Genomic DNA, 16289 nt, shown 5'->3' with positions numbered 1-16289 from the left:
TGGCCAACGGCCAGCGGCTGCACACCGGAGTCCACCGAGGTTCGCATGGACGTGGCGGCCGCGCCGGCTCGCCGATCGGCAAGGCTCTCGTGGGGATAGGCCATGGAGAAACGGCCTCGTAGCCGAGGCGGGGCTCCAGTGGCACGCATGAGCATTGGAACTGGTCGCCGGCGTTCACCGCACCGGGGCAATGGTTCACGTGCGACTCGGTAGCGTCGCTTCTGTCGAGATGCTTGACAGGCATGTCGGAATATCTGACACTGGATGCATGATGAGTAACACATTGCACGCCTCTGCCGGGGGTGGCCACGGCCAGCAGTCCGCAGTCGCCGTGCCCAATGGGGCGCCGGGTGGTGTGGTATACGACACCCTAGGAATGCCGATGTCGCTTGCGGCAGCGAAGGCCATGACGAAGAACGCCATCGAGGCGGCCCTGGGTAGGGCGCTGGCGAAGCTTCATCACGAGTCGGTGGCATCCATTGACACGACTGCCGCGATTGACTCGATCGAGGTCGTGTTCCTGGTCGGTCGCTTCCACAAGGAGCTGGATCGCAAGCAGCCGAATCTGAGCAAGATCGATCGGGACCGCTGGTCGAGCTTGGAGGGCGTCGCAGACGTGCTCCACGTGACGACGGGAGGACTGACGTGAGCCTGCACATTTCAGCGCAACTCCTCTCCGATGCATGGGTTCAGGTGCTCGCCGCGGTGAACGCCGAACCGCGTGGCACGGCAACTCATGCCCTGGTGTCGATCAGCGCACCGCAAGAGGGTGCCCACATGGGCGTGTCGCATGTGGTTGACAGCGTTCTGCGCGACGAAGACAAGCATGGCGTCATCACCGTCGCGAACACCATCTTTCCCTCGGCTCTATACAACGATCCGGGGTTCGACTGGTCTGCCGAACTGTCTGATGAGGAAGCCGCACTTCTTGATACGGCGGCCCGTGAGCTGTATGTGGCCTATTTAGATTCGCTGCCGACACTGCAACGGGTCTACGCGAACCAGTCGGGCACTTACTTTGCCCGGATGATTTCGTGGCCCGGAAAGACCGCAACGGGGACCAATCAGCTGGCCACGCGCATCGAGGCGCTTCGCGGCGAGCGGCGTCAGCGCCGCAAGACTTCCAACTTCAGCGATATCGCGCTGGCGGGGGAGGTAGATGGTGCCGGGGGAGGGCTAGAGGAGTACGCGGTCTCCGATAATCGCACGCGAGGGTTCCCGTGCCTGGTCCACATCGATATCAGCGTGCGCGAAGGGGCGCTCGCCATCCTCGGCGTCTACCGGCACTGGCACCTCATCACCCGCGGCTACGGCAACCTGATCGGCCTGGCCAGGCTGCAAGCGTTCCTGTGCCAGCAGACCGGATTCGCGCCGGGAGAGCTTGCAGTCGTCGCCGGACACGCAAACGCGGAGCGCAGCGACTACTCAGGGAAGTCAGGGGTGGCCAAAATTCTCACCGATGCGGCGGCCTCACTCCACGGCCGCGAGACGGCGGCGTCAGCATGATGAGCTCAGTTGTGACAACTGGTGTCGATCTTGTCGACTGCGCGCGTATCGCCCGGATGCTCAAAGAAGACACAACGTTCATGGATCTTGCGTTTACTGCCGCCGAGCAAGAGGACTCCAAAGCGGACCCGGCCCGCCTCGGGGCGCGATGGGCGGGCAAGGAAGCAGCGATGAAGGCGCTTGGTCAGGGGATCGGCGCCATCGCCCCACTGGACATCGAAATACGCAGAAGCGAGAACGGAGCGCCGACGTTGGAGCTGTCGGGTTCGGCAAAGGCCCGGGCTCACGAGTTGGGAATCACCGATTGGAGCGTCGCACTCAGCCACGAAGGTGGTTTTGCGGTGGCGTTCGTGATCATGATGAAAGGAGGACTTGGTGTCTGAGAACGAGCTGGAAGTGGTTGCTTCCCGTATCCGGGAAGCGCGAGAGTCGCTCGGACTCACCCAGGAGGAGGTCAGCGGCGCGCTCGGGATTCCCCGAACGAGCGTGCACGCCATGGAAACAGGCAAGAGAGGTGTCTCCGCGTTGGAACTGCGCCGCCTCGCCAGGCTGTACCAGCGCCGCGTGGAGTGGCTGCTGGGAGAAGACGAGGCACCCGTCGCGGCGGCAGACGGGGCCCTGTACCGCGCAACACGCGACCTATCCATCGAGGACAAGGACCAGGTACTGCGCTTCGCGGAGTTTCTCGCCGCGGGCGCTGTGCCACGCGGCCCGCGGCCAACCCACCGAGGTGACCGCGCGTGACGCGCCTCGCCGCAGTTCAGGCAGCCAGTAACGCACTCAATGAGCTCAGGCTGGACCAGTCCGAGCCGATCGACCCGTTCGAGGCGATCGAAGAGGCGGGCCTGGTGTTGAGGTTCCAGCCGTTGAAGGATCTGCTCGGAGCGATTCTCCCGGGACAGCCCAGCGGGGTGCTTATCAACAGCGACCGCCCAGCATCGCTGCAACGTTACACGGCAGCCCACGAGCTCGGGCATTGGTACATGGATCAAGATGTGCTCAGCCTGGACACCGATGCAGCCGTGCTCGGGCATCATCACCACGAGACGAGAGAGTTCGACGCGCAGGTTTTTGCCGCACATTTCCTGATGCCGCTCGAGCTGCTGCATTCGACCGCCCGCCGATACGGAATCAAACGTGGCACACCGGCAGACGCCGAGCAGGTCTATCAGGCGGCACGCGACATGCACGTCAGCTATGAGGCGGCCGTGCGCCAGCTCACTAACACGAGGTTCATCACCACCGCCAACGCTGCGCAACTACTCAAGACTCCTCCGGCAACGATCAAACGACATCTGACGGACGGGATGCGATTGCCGAATGCGCGGGGCGATGTGTGGATTGTCGAGCACCCCCACGACCGAGCTGAAATCGAAGCCTTCGTTGGCGATGCGATCCTGCTGCGATTGACCGAGCACCCGGCAACGGGCTATCGATGGTGCGCCGAGGAAGCGCTAGCAGACGCAACGATCCACCCTTTCCGTCCAGCGCCGCAGCCGTTCGATGGAGGTAAAGCGTTCGCTGACGATGCGCCCGCTCACCGGAGCGAGATCATCCCCTTCCCCGCCACAAGCGTGTCCTCTGATGTCGTCACACTGCTCCGCGACGAGGTAGTGCAAGATACATACCAGGCAGGACATACGTCGGTCGGCGGGGCCGTAACCCGACTCGTCGCGTACACCGCAGACGCCCCCGGCGAAGAGTCGATCCATCTGAGCCAGGTCCGGCCTGTTCGCCCCGACGCACCAGTCTCCCGCCTTGAACTGACAACACTCGTCCGCGGCATACCTGAAGTCGAGTTCCGTCGGCGACTGCTCGCCGCGTTCGTCCGCGACGAGGCGGACGCGGACGATTGGGACTACTGATGCGGAAGGATGTTGACCTCCGCCGACTCGTCGGCCACGACGTCCTCGATCAGGGATCCCGACCTACCTGCGTAGCCTTCGCAACCTCTGCCGCCCACGAGGCACTACAGGACGGGCAAAGCAATCCGACTCAGCACCTCGCGCCCGAGGCGCTCTGGTGGCAGGCCACTGCTGCTGGCAACACCTCCAACAAGGGCATGATCCTGAATAACATTGGGTCTGCTCTCAGCGGTCACGGGCAACCCGACTTGATCTCTTGGCCGTACAACCTGAGCCTAGGTGCCGGAACAGAAGGCCCACCGGCAGGACTCGACGAGCCGCCCTGGCGAAGAGCCCGCCTGAAGAATGTGCCCCTGCACCATGACGGCATCGAGAACCTGCTCGAAGACGAGCTGGCCCGATCTCGCCCGGTCGTCCTCATCGTGGAAGTCACCGACGAGTTCCACGTGCCCGGCGACGACGGCATCGTCGCTATCCCCGACGTGCGCGCCACTGCCGGCGGCTACCACGCCGTCACGTGCGTCGGCGCCGCGAGTCACCCCGTCCAGGGACGTCTCCTCCTGATCAAGAACAGCTGGGGAACCGTTTGGGGCCTCGGCGGCTACTGCTGGCTTCCTATGGAGTACCTGATCGGCTTCGCCGTGCAGGCGGCAACAATCGACGACGTAATCAAAGAGAGCTGAGATGACGAACTACGCACTCAAGGCGGGCACCCTCATCGTGCTCGAAGGCCTCGACAAGACAGGAAAGAGCACTCAGTCGGACGCACTCCGCCGGGTTCTCGACCCGACGTCGGCCAGTCACGTGCACATGCCCAGCGGTTTGAGCGTCTTTACCGATGAGACCTACTCGATGCTCGAGTCGAGCCTCCGCTCTCCTGCATCCGGCGTGGCAAAGCAACTCGCTCACCTCGCATGCCACGCCGAGAGCATCCCAATCATCCGCGAGCTGCTCGCGTCTCAGGCCGTCGTACTGGACCGCTGGTGGTGGTCCACCCTCGCCTATGGCTGGTACAGCGGCGTCTTACCGGCCGCTGGCGTCACGGAGACCACGTTCCGAAACCTCATCGACAGCATCTGGTCTCCGCTCACCGCATCCGTCGTCTTCCTCTTTGACAGGCCCTACGAAGACGACGCCAACAACTCCGACCCCATTCTCAACGGTTACCACGAGCTCGCGAAGACGCACCAGGACATCACCGTGCACGTGCCGCAGGGCGAGCCCACCGACGTCACGGAATCGATTATCGCCGTGCTGCGCGACCTCGACCTCCTCAAGCACTAGATCCCGGGACCACCTCATGCCCCGCTTCCGCACGATTGACGCTGCCTTCCTCGGCATGCTCGCTCGCCTGTTTGCCGATGGGGAAACCGTTAACAGCCGCAATGGGGCAACGACCGAACTGGCAGCGCAGACCCTCACCATCGAACGACCCACCGAGCGGTTCTTGCATACACCCGGCCGCAACAACAACCCCTTCGCGGCTATCGCAGAGACCATGTGGGTCCTCGCCGGACACAACGACCTCGCCTACCTCACCCCTTACCTCAAGCGCGCTCCGGACTACTCGGATGACGGCGGGACCACGTGGCGAGCCGGATACGGGCCGAGACTGCGCAACTGGAACGGCGTGGACCAGATCGCCCAAGCACGCTCACTTCTCCACGCCTCACCAAACTCCCGACGCGCAGTGATGAGCCTGTTCGATCCCGAGCGCGATTTCCAGAACAGCGCGGACGTCCCCTGCAACAACTGGCTGCACTTCCTCGTCCGCAACGGTCATCTCGACCTAAACGTGGTCGCGCGTAGCACCGACATCTGGTTCGGATTCTCAGCAATCAACGCATTCGAGTGGAGCGTGCTGCTGGAGATGATGGCTCGCTGGCTACAGCTGGAGGTAGGAACGCTTACGTTCTTCACCTCGTCGCTCCACCTCTACGCCCAGCACGAAGACCGCGCCAGAGAACTGCTCAGCCGTGCAAGCGACACGTCGGAGTACATCGGCAAAAGCACGTTCGAGTACGACACTGATTGGGAGGACGCGGTCACCGCTCATGAGCAATGGATGGACCTCGAGCACCGTCTGCGTGCGGGCGCGGACCTAGACAATCTCACCCTTCCATTCCGTGACCCCATGCTTGTGGCTTACATCCGGGCGATCGACATCTTTTGGGCATTCAAACGTGGCGCCACGCTCGAGGAGCTTGAACCGCGCCTAGCTTCCCTGGGAGACAGCGACCTCACCTTCGCGGCGAGGGAGTTCGTCAGCCGGCCGCGGGCTAGAGACCACTAACTGCTGGAGTCTCCTGGATGAGTGTGCAGGATGCCCTGACTTCTCTGGCCGCACTCGCAAACCCAACTGGGCGTTCACCGTCTGGTTGATGCCCCACTTTGGAGGGAAGAAGGGGACACTGACTGCGCGGCCGGGCACGTACCGCTGCTTGATCCGAGTTCGGGCACCGATGCCTGCCGTATCAGGATGTGCAACTCGCGCGTACTTATCGGTCTCGCAGAACAGATTCTGGCAATCAATAAGCGCGAGGGGGCGTCCGAAAAGGTCGTGAAAGTCGAGTTCGTAGCGCGCGAACTCCTCCCCCTGGTGTTCGACAGCCCAACGAATCACGTCCGCGGGGCTCAAGCCGTCCGTGTCGACAAAGCACTTCGCAAGGCCGCTCCTTGCACCCGGGCCCGCCACAACGAACTCGTTCTCGTCGAAGTGGATGAGCGTCGTGTAGTTCAAGTCGATGGTGAGCTGGAAAGCGAGGAACGGGCCCAGCGAAGGGTACGAGGACAGGATCTCGTAAACCTGCTGCAAACTGCGAGCCTCGCCGATCGCATCAGCCGCCCCAGAAGCCAAGATATGCTCGATGAGGCGCAGATGGTTCAGATGCTTCCGACGCGCACCGAACGGGGGAGGCGGGATGATATAGGCGGGAGAGTACACACGTTCGCCACGCGTCATCGCCGCCTCCAACGCGAGATTGATGACGGGCACGTCGAACGTCCGTGTCGAAACGACGCCGACCGAGTCCTCAATCAGACGCCACGTCTCCGGCTTGTTGAAGAACCGGAACACCAACGTTCTCAGCAATAGGTTCGTTGCATCTTGTGGTCCCTCATACTGCGCGCGGATGAGATCTTGCGACACCCGATCCGCTGCACGATACGCATTCGTGAAGCGGTGCGCGGACAGGATTGGGTCGGATGACCACGGTCCGGGGTCGCCATGTAGGCGCCCGTGATACATCCGCTGACGCTCAGACGCGACGAACCAGTAGCTCCCCAGCACCTCACTCGCCACGAGAGTGCGTGACCCTACACGGATCGACCTCACCGCACCTCCTACGAATATGTCCCTCACGCGGCCGTTTCAAATGATCGGGCGCTTCGGCTGGGTTCGGTCCGCACGAGCGTCGACCTGCTTGTCACTGTGCCAGCCTACGTCCCACTCCCGCGGAGACCGAAGACTGGCCGGCGTGTCCAGCCGCCACTCTGGACGTGGATCCGTTGGCTCCACATCTTGCACAGCTCACCGCTGCGGCTGAGGCCCAAAAGCTGGGGATGCTGGGACGCCTAAGCGATGACTGGCATTGGCGCCGTGCACTCCAACACAGCTGCGGACGTCCGCACCCGGCGCCAGGAAACAAGCTGAGCGCCCACGTTGTTTTATGCTAGGTTCGCCAAGCAACTTGGACTCGCTGCGTGTGATCCAGGAGACCGGCCTCGCACCCGCGTCGTAGTCGTACCCGACGGCTAACCACCCAGAGCGCTACTGCAATGTCATCCAGCGAGACTTCGTTTTGCGTGTCGACTTCGCACCCGGCGCGGTGCAGGGGCCAGACGGCCACGCCGCGGACCTCCCGGGTGCCTGCGCCGCCTACGAGGCCGCTATCGCTGCGGCCGGTGGCATCGACCTGCAGATCCTCGGCATCGGCACCGACGGGCACATCGCATTCAATGAGCCCGGTTCCTCCCTCGGCTCACGAACCCGCCTCAAGACCCTCACCACCCAGACCCGCGCCGACAACGCAAGGTTCTTCGACGACAACATCGAGTTGGTCCCGCATCACTGCCTCACACAGGGCCTGGCCACAATCATGTCCGCGCGGCGCCTGGTCCTCATCGCCGCCGGGCGTGCCAAGGCTGAGGCAGTCCACAAACTCGCCGAAGGTCCGGTGAGCACCATGTGGCCAGCGACCGTCATACAGCACCACCCGCACGCCACTGTACTCATTGACGAGGGCGCCGCATCCCGCCTGCAACTGGTTACCTACTACCGAGAGGTCTACGCCAACAAGCCAACATGGCAGGGCATCTGAGCTTGTTTGAACCATCCTGGATCGGGACCGGTTCTGGCACACTCGACCATTCGTCGGCCAGCTCCCGTAGCCATGCCCGACGGGCGAGGCTTCAGCGGGACCAGGCCCGCAGCCGATACGAGGTGAGCTCATCGAACGTCGCGGACGCCACCGGGCGGGTACCACCTACGACGGTCACGAAGATCGATGCGGTGTCCCGACATGGCACCGAACTCTGGAACGCTGGTGACTGACCAAGGATCGGGACGAAAGACAAAGCCTCCAATGACTACGACCCCCCGGACCTGACTGTTACTACGAAGCGGTTCTGCGACGCTCATCTTCGGGCCAAGTCACTTGATCTCAGCGCGGAAGGGTCGCAAGTGCCCCGCGACTTGACGCGATGTCGCTCACGTCGCGGGGCCAGGAACGGCGGGCGTCAGTTCATCTCGATGACGGTCTTGCCGGTGGCGTGGCCGGTCTCGACTGCGGCGATGGCGTCGCCGGCGCGGTCGAGGGGGTAGAGCGCCGAGACGTGCGGGTCGACGAGGTTGTACTCGATGACGCCGGTGATCTTCTCCATCGCCTCGCGGGTGCGCTGCAGGGCGCTGCCGCCGAGTTTGCCGGCGGTGTCGGGGTCGGCGGCGGAGATGATCCTGGCCGGGTCGGTGACGAGTCCGGCGACCTGACGCAGGGCATCGCCACCGACGAGGTCCAGGATCAGGTCCACCCCCTCGGGGGCGACCTGACGCACCCGGTCAGCGACATTCTCCCCGGAGAGCACGAACATTGCTCCGGTGGACTCCACGATCTCGCGCTTGGCCTGCGACGCGATGCCGATGACGGTGAACTGGTGAACCTTGCCGATCTGGGCTGCCATGAGCCCGACACCGCCGCCGGCCCCGAGGATGAGGAGTTTCTGGCCGGGCTCGAGCTCGATCTGGTGGGTGCCGTCGTAGGCGGTGGCCCCGGCGACGGGGATGGTGGCCGCGTCGGCGAAGGCGATCTCCGCGGGCTTGGCCACGGCATCGGTAGCGCGCACGAGGGTGTCCTCGGCGAAGGCGCCGTAGCCCGGCACCACGGGGCCGAGGACCTCATCGCCGATGGCGAATCCGTCGACGCCGTCACCGACGGCGGTGACGACGCCGGAGATTTCCTGACCCATGGGGGCTGGCAGGGACTGGTCCCGGCCGTAGCGGCCGGTGCGGATCTTGTAGTCGACGGGGTTGACAGCGGCGGCGCGGACCCGCACGGCGAGCTCACCGGGGCCGGGCTGTGGTGCGGGCCGGTCGATGAGTTCCTGGTTCTCGGGGCTGCCGAAGTCGTTGAACACGTACACCTTGGACATGGGGGTTCCTCTTCCTTCTCTCTGTGCGTTCGAAACCGGTGCCGGTGCGGCTCACCAACAGCTGCTGGTTCGCCTCGCGGGTGGTGCCCGGTCAGGCGGCGGGTGGCTGGTCCTGCCCGGCGGCCTCGGCGGCGTCGGCTTCTTCCTTGGTGGTGTAGGCGCCGTCGGTGGCGTGCTCGGGTGGGGCGTAGATGGTGTAGAGCACGAGTGGTTCCTGCCCGGTGTTGCGGAAGTTGTGCCGGGCGCCGGCGGGGACGGCGCACTGGTCACCGGCCTCGATCGGGTGGGTATGGCCGTTGAGGTCGGCCTGACCGGTTCCACTGACGAAGGTCAGGATCTGGTCGGTGTGCTCGTGGACCTCCTCACCGATCTCTCCACCGGCGGGGATCGTCATGATGACGATCTGGGCGTGCTGTCCGGTCCACAGCACCCGGCGGAAGTCGGGGTTGTCCTGGGCGATCTGCCCGATGGTGAAGTGCTCGACGTTGCCTTCGATGGTGAAGTGGTCTGCGTTACTCATGATTCCTCCTGTTGTGGTTGTGCCGGACTTGGCCGGCAGTGGTGCAGCCCCCCGCTCTGTGTGGTCGGGGTGTGCGATGAGGCGCGGGTCTAGCTCAGTGGTCAGGACCTGGCTGTGGCTGGGCTAGGTGCGGCGACGGCTGGTGCGGAAGGTGTCGCCCTGGTGCTGGTGGTGTCTTGGCGGCGGCGCAGCAGGCGCATGGCGTTGACGATGACTACCAGGACCGAGGCTTCGTGGACGAGCATGCCGATGGCCATGGTGACTCCGCCGAACAAGACTCCAGCCAGGAGCACGGCCACGGTGACCAGGGCGATGGTGATGTTCTGGCGCATGTTGTTCACGGTGCGTCGGGCCAGGCTGATGGCCTCGGGGAGCTTGAGGAGGTTGTCGCCCATGAGGGCGATGTCGGCGGTCTCCACGGCTACGGCCGAGCCGGCCGCGCCCATCGCGACGCCGATGTTCGCGGTGGCCAGGGCGGGGGCGTCGTTGACGCCGTCACCGACCATGGCCACGACGTGGCCCTGACGTTGCAGGTCCGCGACCGCCTCGAGCTTGTCCTCGGGTAGCAGGCCGGCGCGGATTTCGTCGACGCCGGTGGCCTGACCGACGGCGTTGGCGACCAGCGGGGCGTCGCCGGTGAGCATGACGACTGATCTCACGCCCGCGTCGTGCAGGCGGGCGACCATTTCGGCGGCGTCGGGTCGGACCTCGTCGGCCACGGCGACCACCCCGGCAACGGTCTCGTCCACGGCCACGATCATCGCGGTGCGCCCAGCGGCGGCGAGCTCCTCAGTGGTCTCGGCGGCGCCGACGGTGTCAGCGATGCCGTACTGGGTGAGCAGGGCCAGGTTGCCGATGAGGACCCGGCGCCCGCCGGTGGTGGCGGTGATGCCCTTGCCGGGCACGGGTTCGGTGGCTTCGGGCAGGCCGGGGGTGGCCAGGCCTTCAGCTGCTGCGGCGTCCAGGATGGGTCGGGCGAGCGGGTGCTCGGATCCGGCCTCGGCTCGGGCGGCCCAGGTCAGGACCTGGTTGCGGTCCATGGGCGGGTCCAGGGCGATGACGTCGGTCAGGTGGGGGCGGCCCTTGGTCAGGGTGCCGGTCTTGTCGACCGCGACGGCGGTGATCTTGCCGGCGGTCTCCAGGTACTCCCCGCCCTTGATGAGGATGCCGTCCTTGGCGGCCCGGCCGATGCCGGCGACGATGGAGACGGGGATGGAGATGACCAGTGCCCCGGGGCAGCCGATGACCAGCAGGGTCAGGCCGAGCACGACGTCACCGGTGATGAGGCCGACCACCAGGGCCAGGACCATGATGGCCGGGGTGTACCAGGCGGAGAACCGGTCCATGAACTGGGCGGTCTTGGCCTTGGCGTCCTGGGCGTCCTCGACGCGGTGGATGATGCGGGCCAGGGTGGTGTCTGCCCCGATGCCGGTGGCGAGGACCTGGAGGAACCCGCCCTTGGCGACGGTGCCGGCGAAGACGTGGTCGCCCTTGGACTTCTCCACCGGGATGGACTCCCCGGTGATGGAGGCCTCGTCCAGGGCTCCGGTGCCGGCGACGACCTCGCCGTCGACGGGGACCTTGGCGCCGTTCTTGACCAGGACGATCTCGCCCATGGCCACCGAGGCGGCGGGGACCTCGACCTGCTCACCGTCGCGCATGACGACGGCGACGTCGGGGGCGACGGCGACCAGCTCGGCCAGCGCCGAGCGGGTCTTGTTCAGCGTGGCTGACTCCAGGGCGTGCCCGATGGCGAAGAGGAAGGTCACCGCGGCGGCCTCCCAGTACTCCCCGATGATGACGGCGCCGATCGCGGCGACTGAGACCAGCAGGTCGATGCCGACGACCCTGGCCATCAGTGCCCGGGCTGCCTTGGTCACGATGGGGGTGCCGGCCACCACTGCGGCGGCGATCATGAAGGTGTTGCTGACGGCGTCGGAGCCGAGCGCGCGGGCGATGAGGAAGGAGATGAGGATCAACGTCCCGGAGAGGACCGGGGTCGCCCACCTGCCGTACCACCACTGCTGCAGCTTGTTCATTGCTGTTGACCTTTCTCGAGCCTGTTCAACCCCGTGCCGGGGTGCTGACAACGACGCTACGGACGTGGCGCGAACCGGACCATGACGGGCGTCAATGAACCGCAGTCCCATGCCCCGTACCCGGTGCCGGGGCTGCCAAGGGGTTCACCGGGTCGAGTACGACGAAGCGCCACCGCCGAGAAGATCTCGGCGATGGCGCTGAGGGTGAATCTGCGCGTCAGAAGGCCGCGGGCCTGGCGACGTACCCGGCCTTGGCGACGGCGGCAACCAGGTCATCCGCGCTGACCTGGGGGTCGTGGTCGACCTCGATACGCGCGGAGGCGAAGTGGACCTTCACGGCCGAGACGCCCTTGAGGCGTGCGACCTGCTTCTCGATCTTGGCGACGCAGGAGGGGCAGGAGAAGCCCTCGGCGCGCAGGATCGTGCGGGTGGTGGTGGGAGCGGTGGTGCTCATCGTCAACCTTCCTTCTCTGATGTCTTTGACCCCCCTCGGTCCCGGGGGTGCTGACTACAACGCTACGAACGAGCCGCGAATCGGACCATGATGTGCGTCAATTAACAGCAACAGCAACAGCAACAGCAACAGCAACAGCAACAGCGACAGCGACAGCGACAGCAACAGCAACAGCAACAGCAACAGCAACAGCAACAGCAACAGCAACGGCGACCTCGACCCGGTGCGGGAAGTATCAGGCGGCGCACTCGGAGCAGATGAGCTCGCCGGCAGTGTCGCTGGCGAGCTGGCTGCGGTGGTGGACCAGGAAGCACCTGGAACAGGTGAACTCATCGCCCTGCTGCGGGATGACGCGCACACTGAGCTCGTCATCGATCACCGCACCAGGCAGGTCAACCCCGTCGACCGTGTCGGACTCCTCCACCTCAGTGTCAGGGCCACGTCTTGCCGTGCCCTGGGTGATGATCTCCCCGAGCGGGTCGGCGGCGGCGTCCGCCTCGTCCTTGCGTGGTGCGTCGTAATCGGTTGCCATGGGTTCCTCCGGCAGCTCTGCGGTGCGAATGGTCGTGGTGTTGTGCTCGCCGAAGCCAGGATGCATGCGGCCGGCCACGCCGGCGCGGAACCTCTCAATCGGTGCAGGCACGTAAGATTCACCCTGTGAGAGCGAGCGCGTCGGTGGTCCTCCGGCTGAAAGAAGGGCTCTCAGCCGGCGCGCACCGGCCCGCTGTGCCAGGGCCAGTCCGCCGGCGGGACGCGGTGGCCAGGTCCAGCCGCGGCCGGCAGCAAGGCACCATCGGTTGGTTGGGAGGTTGTCTCGGCCTGGGAGCTCCTCACCTCCGCGGGGCCGGTGCGTTCGGTGCGTCGGGACGTACCTGTCTCCGGCGTAGGTGAGGTCGGTGCGCGTCGGTGGACGGGTCGGGGCGGGCAGGTCGCGGTAGTCATGGTCGTTCGTCCCCCGGGAGGGGGTCATCTGGTGCGGGGACGGTAAGGTAGCCGGCTCCGCCGACGGTGACGAGGAGGTCTTCAAGGTCGACGCTGCACGGGTCGTAGGTGACCTCGATACCCCCGGTGGTCGTGTGCACGGTCGTAGCCCTGACGCCGTTGAGCCGGCGCAGGCTCGCTTCGATACCGGGCAGGCAGGACGGGCAGTACGGTTCGGTGATCTGCAGTCTGACCTGGGCGCTGCGCGGTGGGGTGGTGGTGCTCATCGGTCCGTGTCCTTCCTCCGGTCACCCCTGGCTGTGTTCAGCGGGGCTGATCTCCGACGGTAGGCACCCTCGCCTCGGGGCGACCATGACGCACATCAGTTAACGGCACCCAGGCATGATCACGCGTGTGGCAAGAGCAGGCCGCTCCGTCACCGAATAGTCCCGGGACACGGTGCAGTCAGGCCGCGTCGGGGGCCTTCCGCGACCACCGGACGTTGTCCCCTGAGTTGCTGGGTTCGGGCACATCTTGTGTATCGGGTGGAGGCAGGGGCGCCCGGGCTCTGTCAGGTCAGGTGGTGGCGGCGAGGCGGTCGGCGTCGACGATGGCGGTCCAGCGTCGCCCGGAGTCGATGATGCCGTCCTTGCGTAGCTGGCTCATCACGCGGGAGACGGACTCCGGTGTCGAACCGGTCATCCCGGCCAGGTCGGTGCGTGAGAGCGGGAGCTGGATGAGGGTGGCGCCACCGGTGCGGTCCTGGCCGAACTTCTCGGCCAGGCGCAGCAGGGTGGTGGCCACGCGTTGGGCGACGGTGGTGGTGGACTGCTGGGTGACGTCGGAGCGGGCCTGGGCCAGCAGGGCGGCGGTGTCGTCCAGGGCGCGCCATGCGACCTGGGGGTGCTCGGTCAGGATGTCGCGGAAGGCAGCGGTGTCGATGCGCAGCGCGCAGGTGGTGCTCATGGCCCGCACGGTCTCGGTATGGGTCGGCTGGCCCATGGTGTGCAGGGCGCCGAAGAGATCGCCGGGGGCGAGGAGGTCGACGACGACGTCCTGACCGGTCGGTGCCGTCCGGAGGGCCTTGGCCCGTCCAGCGGCTAGGACGTAGAGGTGCTCGGCCGGTTCCCCGGAATTGTAGAGCGGATCGTCCTCGCCCCAGGACAGGGACACCATGCGCTTGTCGATGCTGACGAGCTCGTCGGGGGACAGGCCGGCGAAGAGCGGGACCTGGGACAGCACGCGCATGCGCACCGGTGCGGGGCAGGCATGGGGTTGGGCGCAGGTGGACCGCAGCGGGACGTGGCGCCGGCCCGGTGGCGGGCTGGCCGCTGGGTTGACCGGGGCAGCCGCGTGCTGGGCCCGCGTGGGGTGTGGTGCGCTGCTCACGACTGTCCTCCTAGACGGTTTCACGAAACGGTACGGACGCCTACCATCGAGAACGTCAGCGGCGCACAGACATTCCCGGACCGAACAGCCCCGCCCGGACGAAGACCACAAGGGGCGGTCCGCGTCCGGGCCGGTCGGGTGCCGGTTAGGCGAGTGAGGCGCTCAGGGTGATGTCGGTGGCCGCCAGCGCCTTCGAAACCGGGCAGTTGGCCTTGGCGGAGTCGGCGATACGCGCGAAGTCCTCGGCGTCGATGCCCGGAACGTCGCCGCGGACGCTCAGCTCGATACCGGTGATGCCGGTGCCGGCGACGAAGGTGACCTTGGCGTTGGTGCTCAGCTCGGTGGCCGGGGTCTGGTTCTGGGCGAGCTCGTTGGACAGCTGCATCGCGTAGCAGGTGGCGTGAGCGGAGGCGATGAGCTCCTCCGGCGTGGTGCTGGCGCCGGACTCCTCCGCCCGTGCCTTCCAGTTCACGTCGAAGGTCCCCAGCTTTGAGGTGTCCAGGCTGGTGGTCCCGGACCCGGTGAACAGGTCTCCGTTCCACACGGCGCTGGCCTGGTTGACGATGGGTGTGGGCATGGTTCCTCCTCGGACGATCTACAGGGGCGCGTGAGACTTTGCGCCGGCACCTTGCTGGCGCCCTTGTCACCGTAACGGATTTATCCGAGTATGAGTCGTGTAATTTCGCACAGGAGGATCCCTTGCCCGCTGGCGGGGAGAAGCACATGCTGGCGACTGGGGAATCTTCCGGAACCGGAGAGGATCGTTATGGCAGTCAAGCTTCATCATGTCCCGCCGCGCCTGGCCTGCGGGGCCTTCATCTTGAACACCGGGGTGACCAAGCGTTCGTTGGACGTCGAGGGGGCCACGGGGCTGCGGGATCAGGCCGCCAACGCCTTCCCGTTCCTGAAGAAGGTGGACCCGGTGCGCTTCGGAAAGGCGCTGTCTGCCTTCGAGATCGCCCTGGGGGCGGCGCTGCTGGCCCCGGTGGTACCGACCTGGGCAGCTGCGGCGGTCCTGAGCGGGTTCTCGGCAGCGTTGATGCGGGTCTATCTCAAGACACCGGGCATGACCCGCGACGACGGGATTCGTCCGGCGCCGGCCGGCATGGGGATCGCCCGAGACGTCTTCATGCTCGGCAGCGGGCTCGGCCTGGTTGTTGAGGAGCTCGCCGCCAAGCGTCATTGAGGATCGGGGCACGGCCGGTGATGAGACCATGTGGGGGTGAGTCACAATCCGGACAGCCTGAACGCGGAGCGTGCGCGCACCGCTTCGCGCCTGCGGGTTCTCGCGGTGCTGCGGGACTCCCCAGAGGGGTGTCATGTTCAGCAGGCAGCCGAGCGCACCGGCTTGCATCCCAACACGGTGCGGTTCCACCTCGAACGTCTCGAGAGCGACGGGTTGGTCTCCCGCCACGTGCGGCGCAGCGGTGAACCCGGGCGCCCACCGTTGGCGTACACCGCCAACCCGGTCCCCGATGCCGAGCACGGGCGCCGTGACTTCGGCCAGCTCGCTGAGGTGCTGGCCCAGCTCGTCACCCGCACGAGTCAGGACCCGGCGGCCGCGGCAGTCGAGGCGGGCCGGTCCTGGGGCCTGTCACGCAGCGAGGTATCAGAAGAGGCGACGGACACCGCCGATGCGATCGCCGAGCTGACCGCCACCCTGGTCGAGGTCGGGTTCGCCCCCGAGGTCTGCGCCGACGACGGCGACGGGCACCCCGTCATCTTGCAGCGGCACTGCCCGTTCCTGGAGGTCGCCCAGGCCCACCAGGACGTGGTCTGCTCGGTGCACCTGGGTCTGATGCGCGGGGTCCTGGAGAACCTCAACGCCCCGCTCAGCGCGGAACGTCTGGTCCCTTTCGCCAGCCCCGCGGGCTGCGAGGCCCATCTCAGCGCCGGTGGTCCAACGCCCACGGGCCGGTGAACCGGGACCGGTGAGCACCGCCCGGAGG

20 protein-coding genes and 1 pseudogene are annotated in these 16289 nt (G+C 66.0%); 11 read left to right on the top strand and 10 right to left on the bottom strand.

Annotated elements, in window-relative coordinates; translation table 11 throughout:
* Positions 1 to 268: 268 nt before the first annotated feature.
* The 8 genes from GD748_RS00415 to GD748_RS00380 are packed head-to-tail and all read left to right on the top strand — an operon-like array spanning position 269 to position 5664.
* The gene (locus tag GD748_RS00415) at positions 269 to 649 is read left to right on the top strand and encodes a hypothetical protein (protein WP_152193246.1); all 381 of its coding nucleotides are present in this window, start codon (positions 269 to 271) and stop codon (positions 647 to 649) included.
* Positions 646 to 1506 carry a thymidylate synthase family protein gene (locus GD748_RS00410; protein WP_152193245.1) on the top strand — a complete coding sequence of 287 codons (861 nt, stop codon included), beginning with the start codon at positions 646 to 648 and terminating at the stop codon, positions 1504 to 1506. The genes GD748_RS00415 and GD748_RS00410 overlap by 4 nt, the downstream gene beginning before the upstream one ends.
* Before the next feature lie 11 nt (positions 1507 to 1517).
* Positions 1518 to 1889: a holo-ACP synthase gene (gene acpS, locus GD748_RS00405; RefSeq protein WP_193312749.1), complete on the top strand. Its 372-nt coding sequence runs from the start codon at positions 1518 to 1520 to the stop codon at positions 1887 to 1889.
* Positions 1882 to 2250 (top strand): helix-turn-helix transcriptional regulator, encoded by a 369-nt coding sequence (locus GD748_RS00400; protein ID WP_226920592.1) that lies wholly within the window; start codon positions 1882 to 1884, stop codon positions 2248 to 2250. Before acpS ends, GD748_RS00400 begins: the two co-directional genes overlap by 8 nt.
* Positions 2247 to 3371, top strand: a complete 1125-nt coding sequence (locus GD748_RS00395; protein ID WP_152193242.1) for an ImmA/IrrE family metallo-endopeptidase — start codon at positions 2247 to 2249, stop codon at positions 3369 to 3371. The genes GD748_RS00400 and GD748_RS00395 overlap by 4 nt, the downstream gene beginning before the upstream one ends.
* Positions 3371 to 4054 carry a C1 family peptidase gene (locus GD748_RS00390; RefSeq protein WP_152193241.1) on the top strand — a complete coding sequence of 228 codons (684 nt, stop codon included), beginning with the start codon at positions 3371 to 3373 and terminating at the stop codon, positions 4052 to 4054. Before GD748_RS00395 ends, GD748_RS00390 begins: the two co-directional genes overlap by 1 nt.
* A 1-nt stretch (position 4055) precedes the next feature.
* Positions 4056 to 4655, top strand: coding sequence for a dTMP kinase (locus GD748_RS00385; RefSeq protein WP_152193240.1), 600 nt, complete (start codon positions 4056 to 4058; stop codon positions 4653 to 4655).
* Between the two features lie 16 nt (positions 4656 to 4671).
* Positions 4672 to 5664, top strand: coding sequence for a thymidylate synthase (locus tag GD748_RS00380; RefSeq protein WP_193312748.1), 993 nt, complete (start codon positions 4672 to 4674; stop codon positions 5662 to 5664).
* Here the strand turns inward: GD748_RS00380 and GD748_RS00375 are convergent.
* Positions 5587 to 6672 (bottom strand): nucleotide kinase domain-containing protein, encoded by a 1086-nt coding sequence (locus GD748_RS00375; RefSeq protein ID WP_226920590.1) that lies wholly within the window; start codon positions 6670 to 6672, stop codon positions 5587 to 5589. The two genes, GD748_RS00380 and GD748_RS00375, sit on opposite strands and share 78 nt — an antisense overlap.
* A 451-nt stretch (positions 6673 to 7123) precedes the next feature.
* Between GD748_RS00375 and GD748_RS00370 the strand changes: the two are divergent.
* Positions 7124 to 7690 (top strand): annotated as a pseudogene (locus tag GD748_RS00370) (glucosamine-6-phosphate deaminase); the annotation flags it as partial.
* Between the two features lie 418 nt (positions 7691 to 8108).
* On the opposite strand, the gene GD748_RS00365 reads toward GD748_RS00370, so the two are convergent.
* The 9 genes from GD748_RS00365 to GD748_RS00330 form a co-directional block, all read right to left on the bottom strand.
* Positions 8109 to 9017: an NADP-dependent oxidoreductase gene (locus tag GD748_RS00365; protein WP_152193237.1), complete on the bottom strand. Its 909-nt coding sequence runs from the start codon at positions 9015 to 9017 to the stop codon at positions 8109 to 8111.
* Positions 9018 to 9108: 91 nt separating this feature from the next.
* Positions 9109 to 9537: a cupin domain-containing protein gene (locus GD748_RS00360; protein WP_152193236.1), complete on the bottom strand. Its 429-nt coding sequence runs from the start codon at positions 9535 to 9537 to the stop codon at positions 9109 to 9111.
* Between the two features lie 101 nt (positions 9538 to 9638).
* The gene (locus tag GD748_RS00355; protein WP_152193235.1) at positions 9639 to 11576 is read right to left on the bottom strand and encodes a heavy metal translocating P-type ATPase; all 1938 of its coding nucleotides are present in this window, start codon (positions 11574 to 11576) and stop codon (positions 9639 to 9641) included.
* A 217-nt stretch (positions 11577 to 11793) separates the two neighbouring features.
* On the bottom strand, positions 11794 to 12030 hold the full coding sequence (locus tag GD748_RS00350; RefSeq protein ID WP_152193234.1) for a heavy-metal-associated domain-containing protein: 237 nt from the start codon (positions 12028 to 12030) through the stop codon (positions 11794 to 11796).
* Positions 12031 to 12084: 54 nt separating this feature from the next.
* A complete protein-coding gene (locus GD748_RS19350; protein ID WP_193312747.1) occupies positions 12085 to 12237 on the bottom strand; it encodes a hypothetical protein in 153 nt (50 codons plus the stop codon).
* Between the two features lie 28 nt (positions 12238 to 12265).
* Positions 12266 to 12562, bottom strand: coding sequence for a DUF4193 domain-containing protein (locus tag GD748_RS00345; RefSeq protein WP_152194302.1), 297 nt, complete (start codon positions 12560 to 12562; stop codon positions 12266 to 12268).
* 406 nt (positions 12563 to 12968) lie between these two features.
* On the bottom strand, positions 12969 to 13238 hold the full coding sequence (locus GD748_RS00340) for a heavy metal-associated domain-containing protein (protein ID WP_152193233.1): 270 nt from the start codon (positions 13236 to 13238) through the stop codon (positions 12969 to 12971).
* A 289-nt stretch (positions 13239 to 13527) separates the two neighbouring features.
* Entirely contained in the window at positions 13528 to 14340 is an 813-nt protein-coding gene (locus tag GD748_RS20095; RefSeq protein WP_152193232.1) for a Crp/Fnr family transcriptional regulator, read from the bottom strand.
* 145 nt (positions 14341 to 14485) lie between these two features.
* A complete protein-coding gene (locus GD748_RS00330) occupies positions 14486 to 14917 on the bottom strand; it encodes an OsmC family peroxiredoxin (RefSeq protein WP_152193231.1) in 432 nt (143 codons plus the stop codon).
* Between the two features lie 189 nt (positions 14918 to 15106).
* Between GD748_RS00330 and GD748_RS00325 the strand changes: the two genes are divergently transcribed.
* Positions 15107 to 15526, top strand: a complete 420-nt coding sequence (locus GD748_RS00325) for a hypothetical protein (protein WP_152193230.1) — start codon at positions 15107 to 15109, stop codon at positions 15524 to 15526.
* 36 nt (positions 15527 to 15562) lie between these two features.
* Positions 15563 to 16261, top strand: coding sequence for a helix-turn-helix transcriptional regulator (locus GD748_RS00320; RefSeq protein WP_152193229.1), 699 nt, complete (start codon positions 15563 to 15565; stop codon positions 16259 to 16261).
* The last annotated feature ends 28 nt before the right edge of the window (positions 16262 to 16289 follow it).

Origin of the sequence: Georgenia subflava (assembly GCF_009193155.1) — a bacterium.
Classification (GTDB): domain Bacteria; phylum Actinomycetota; class Actinomycetes; order Actinomycetales; family Actinomycetaceae; genus Georgenia; species Georgenia subflava.
This window is presented reverse-complemented; position numbering and strand designations above follow the sequence as displayed.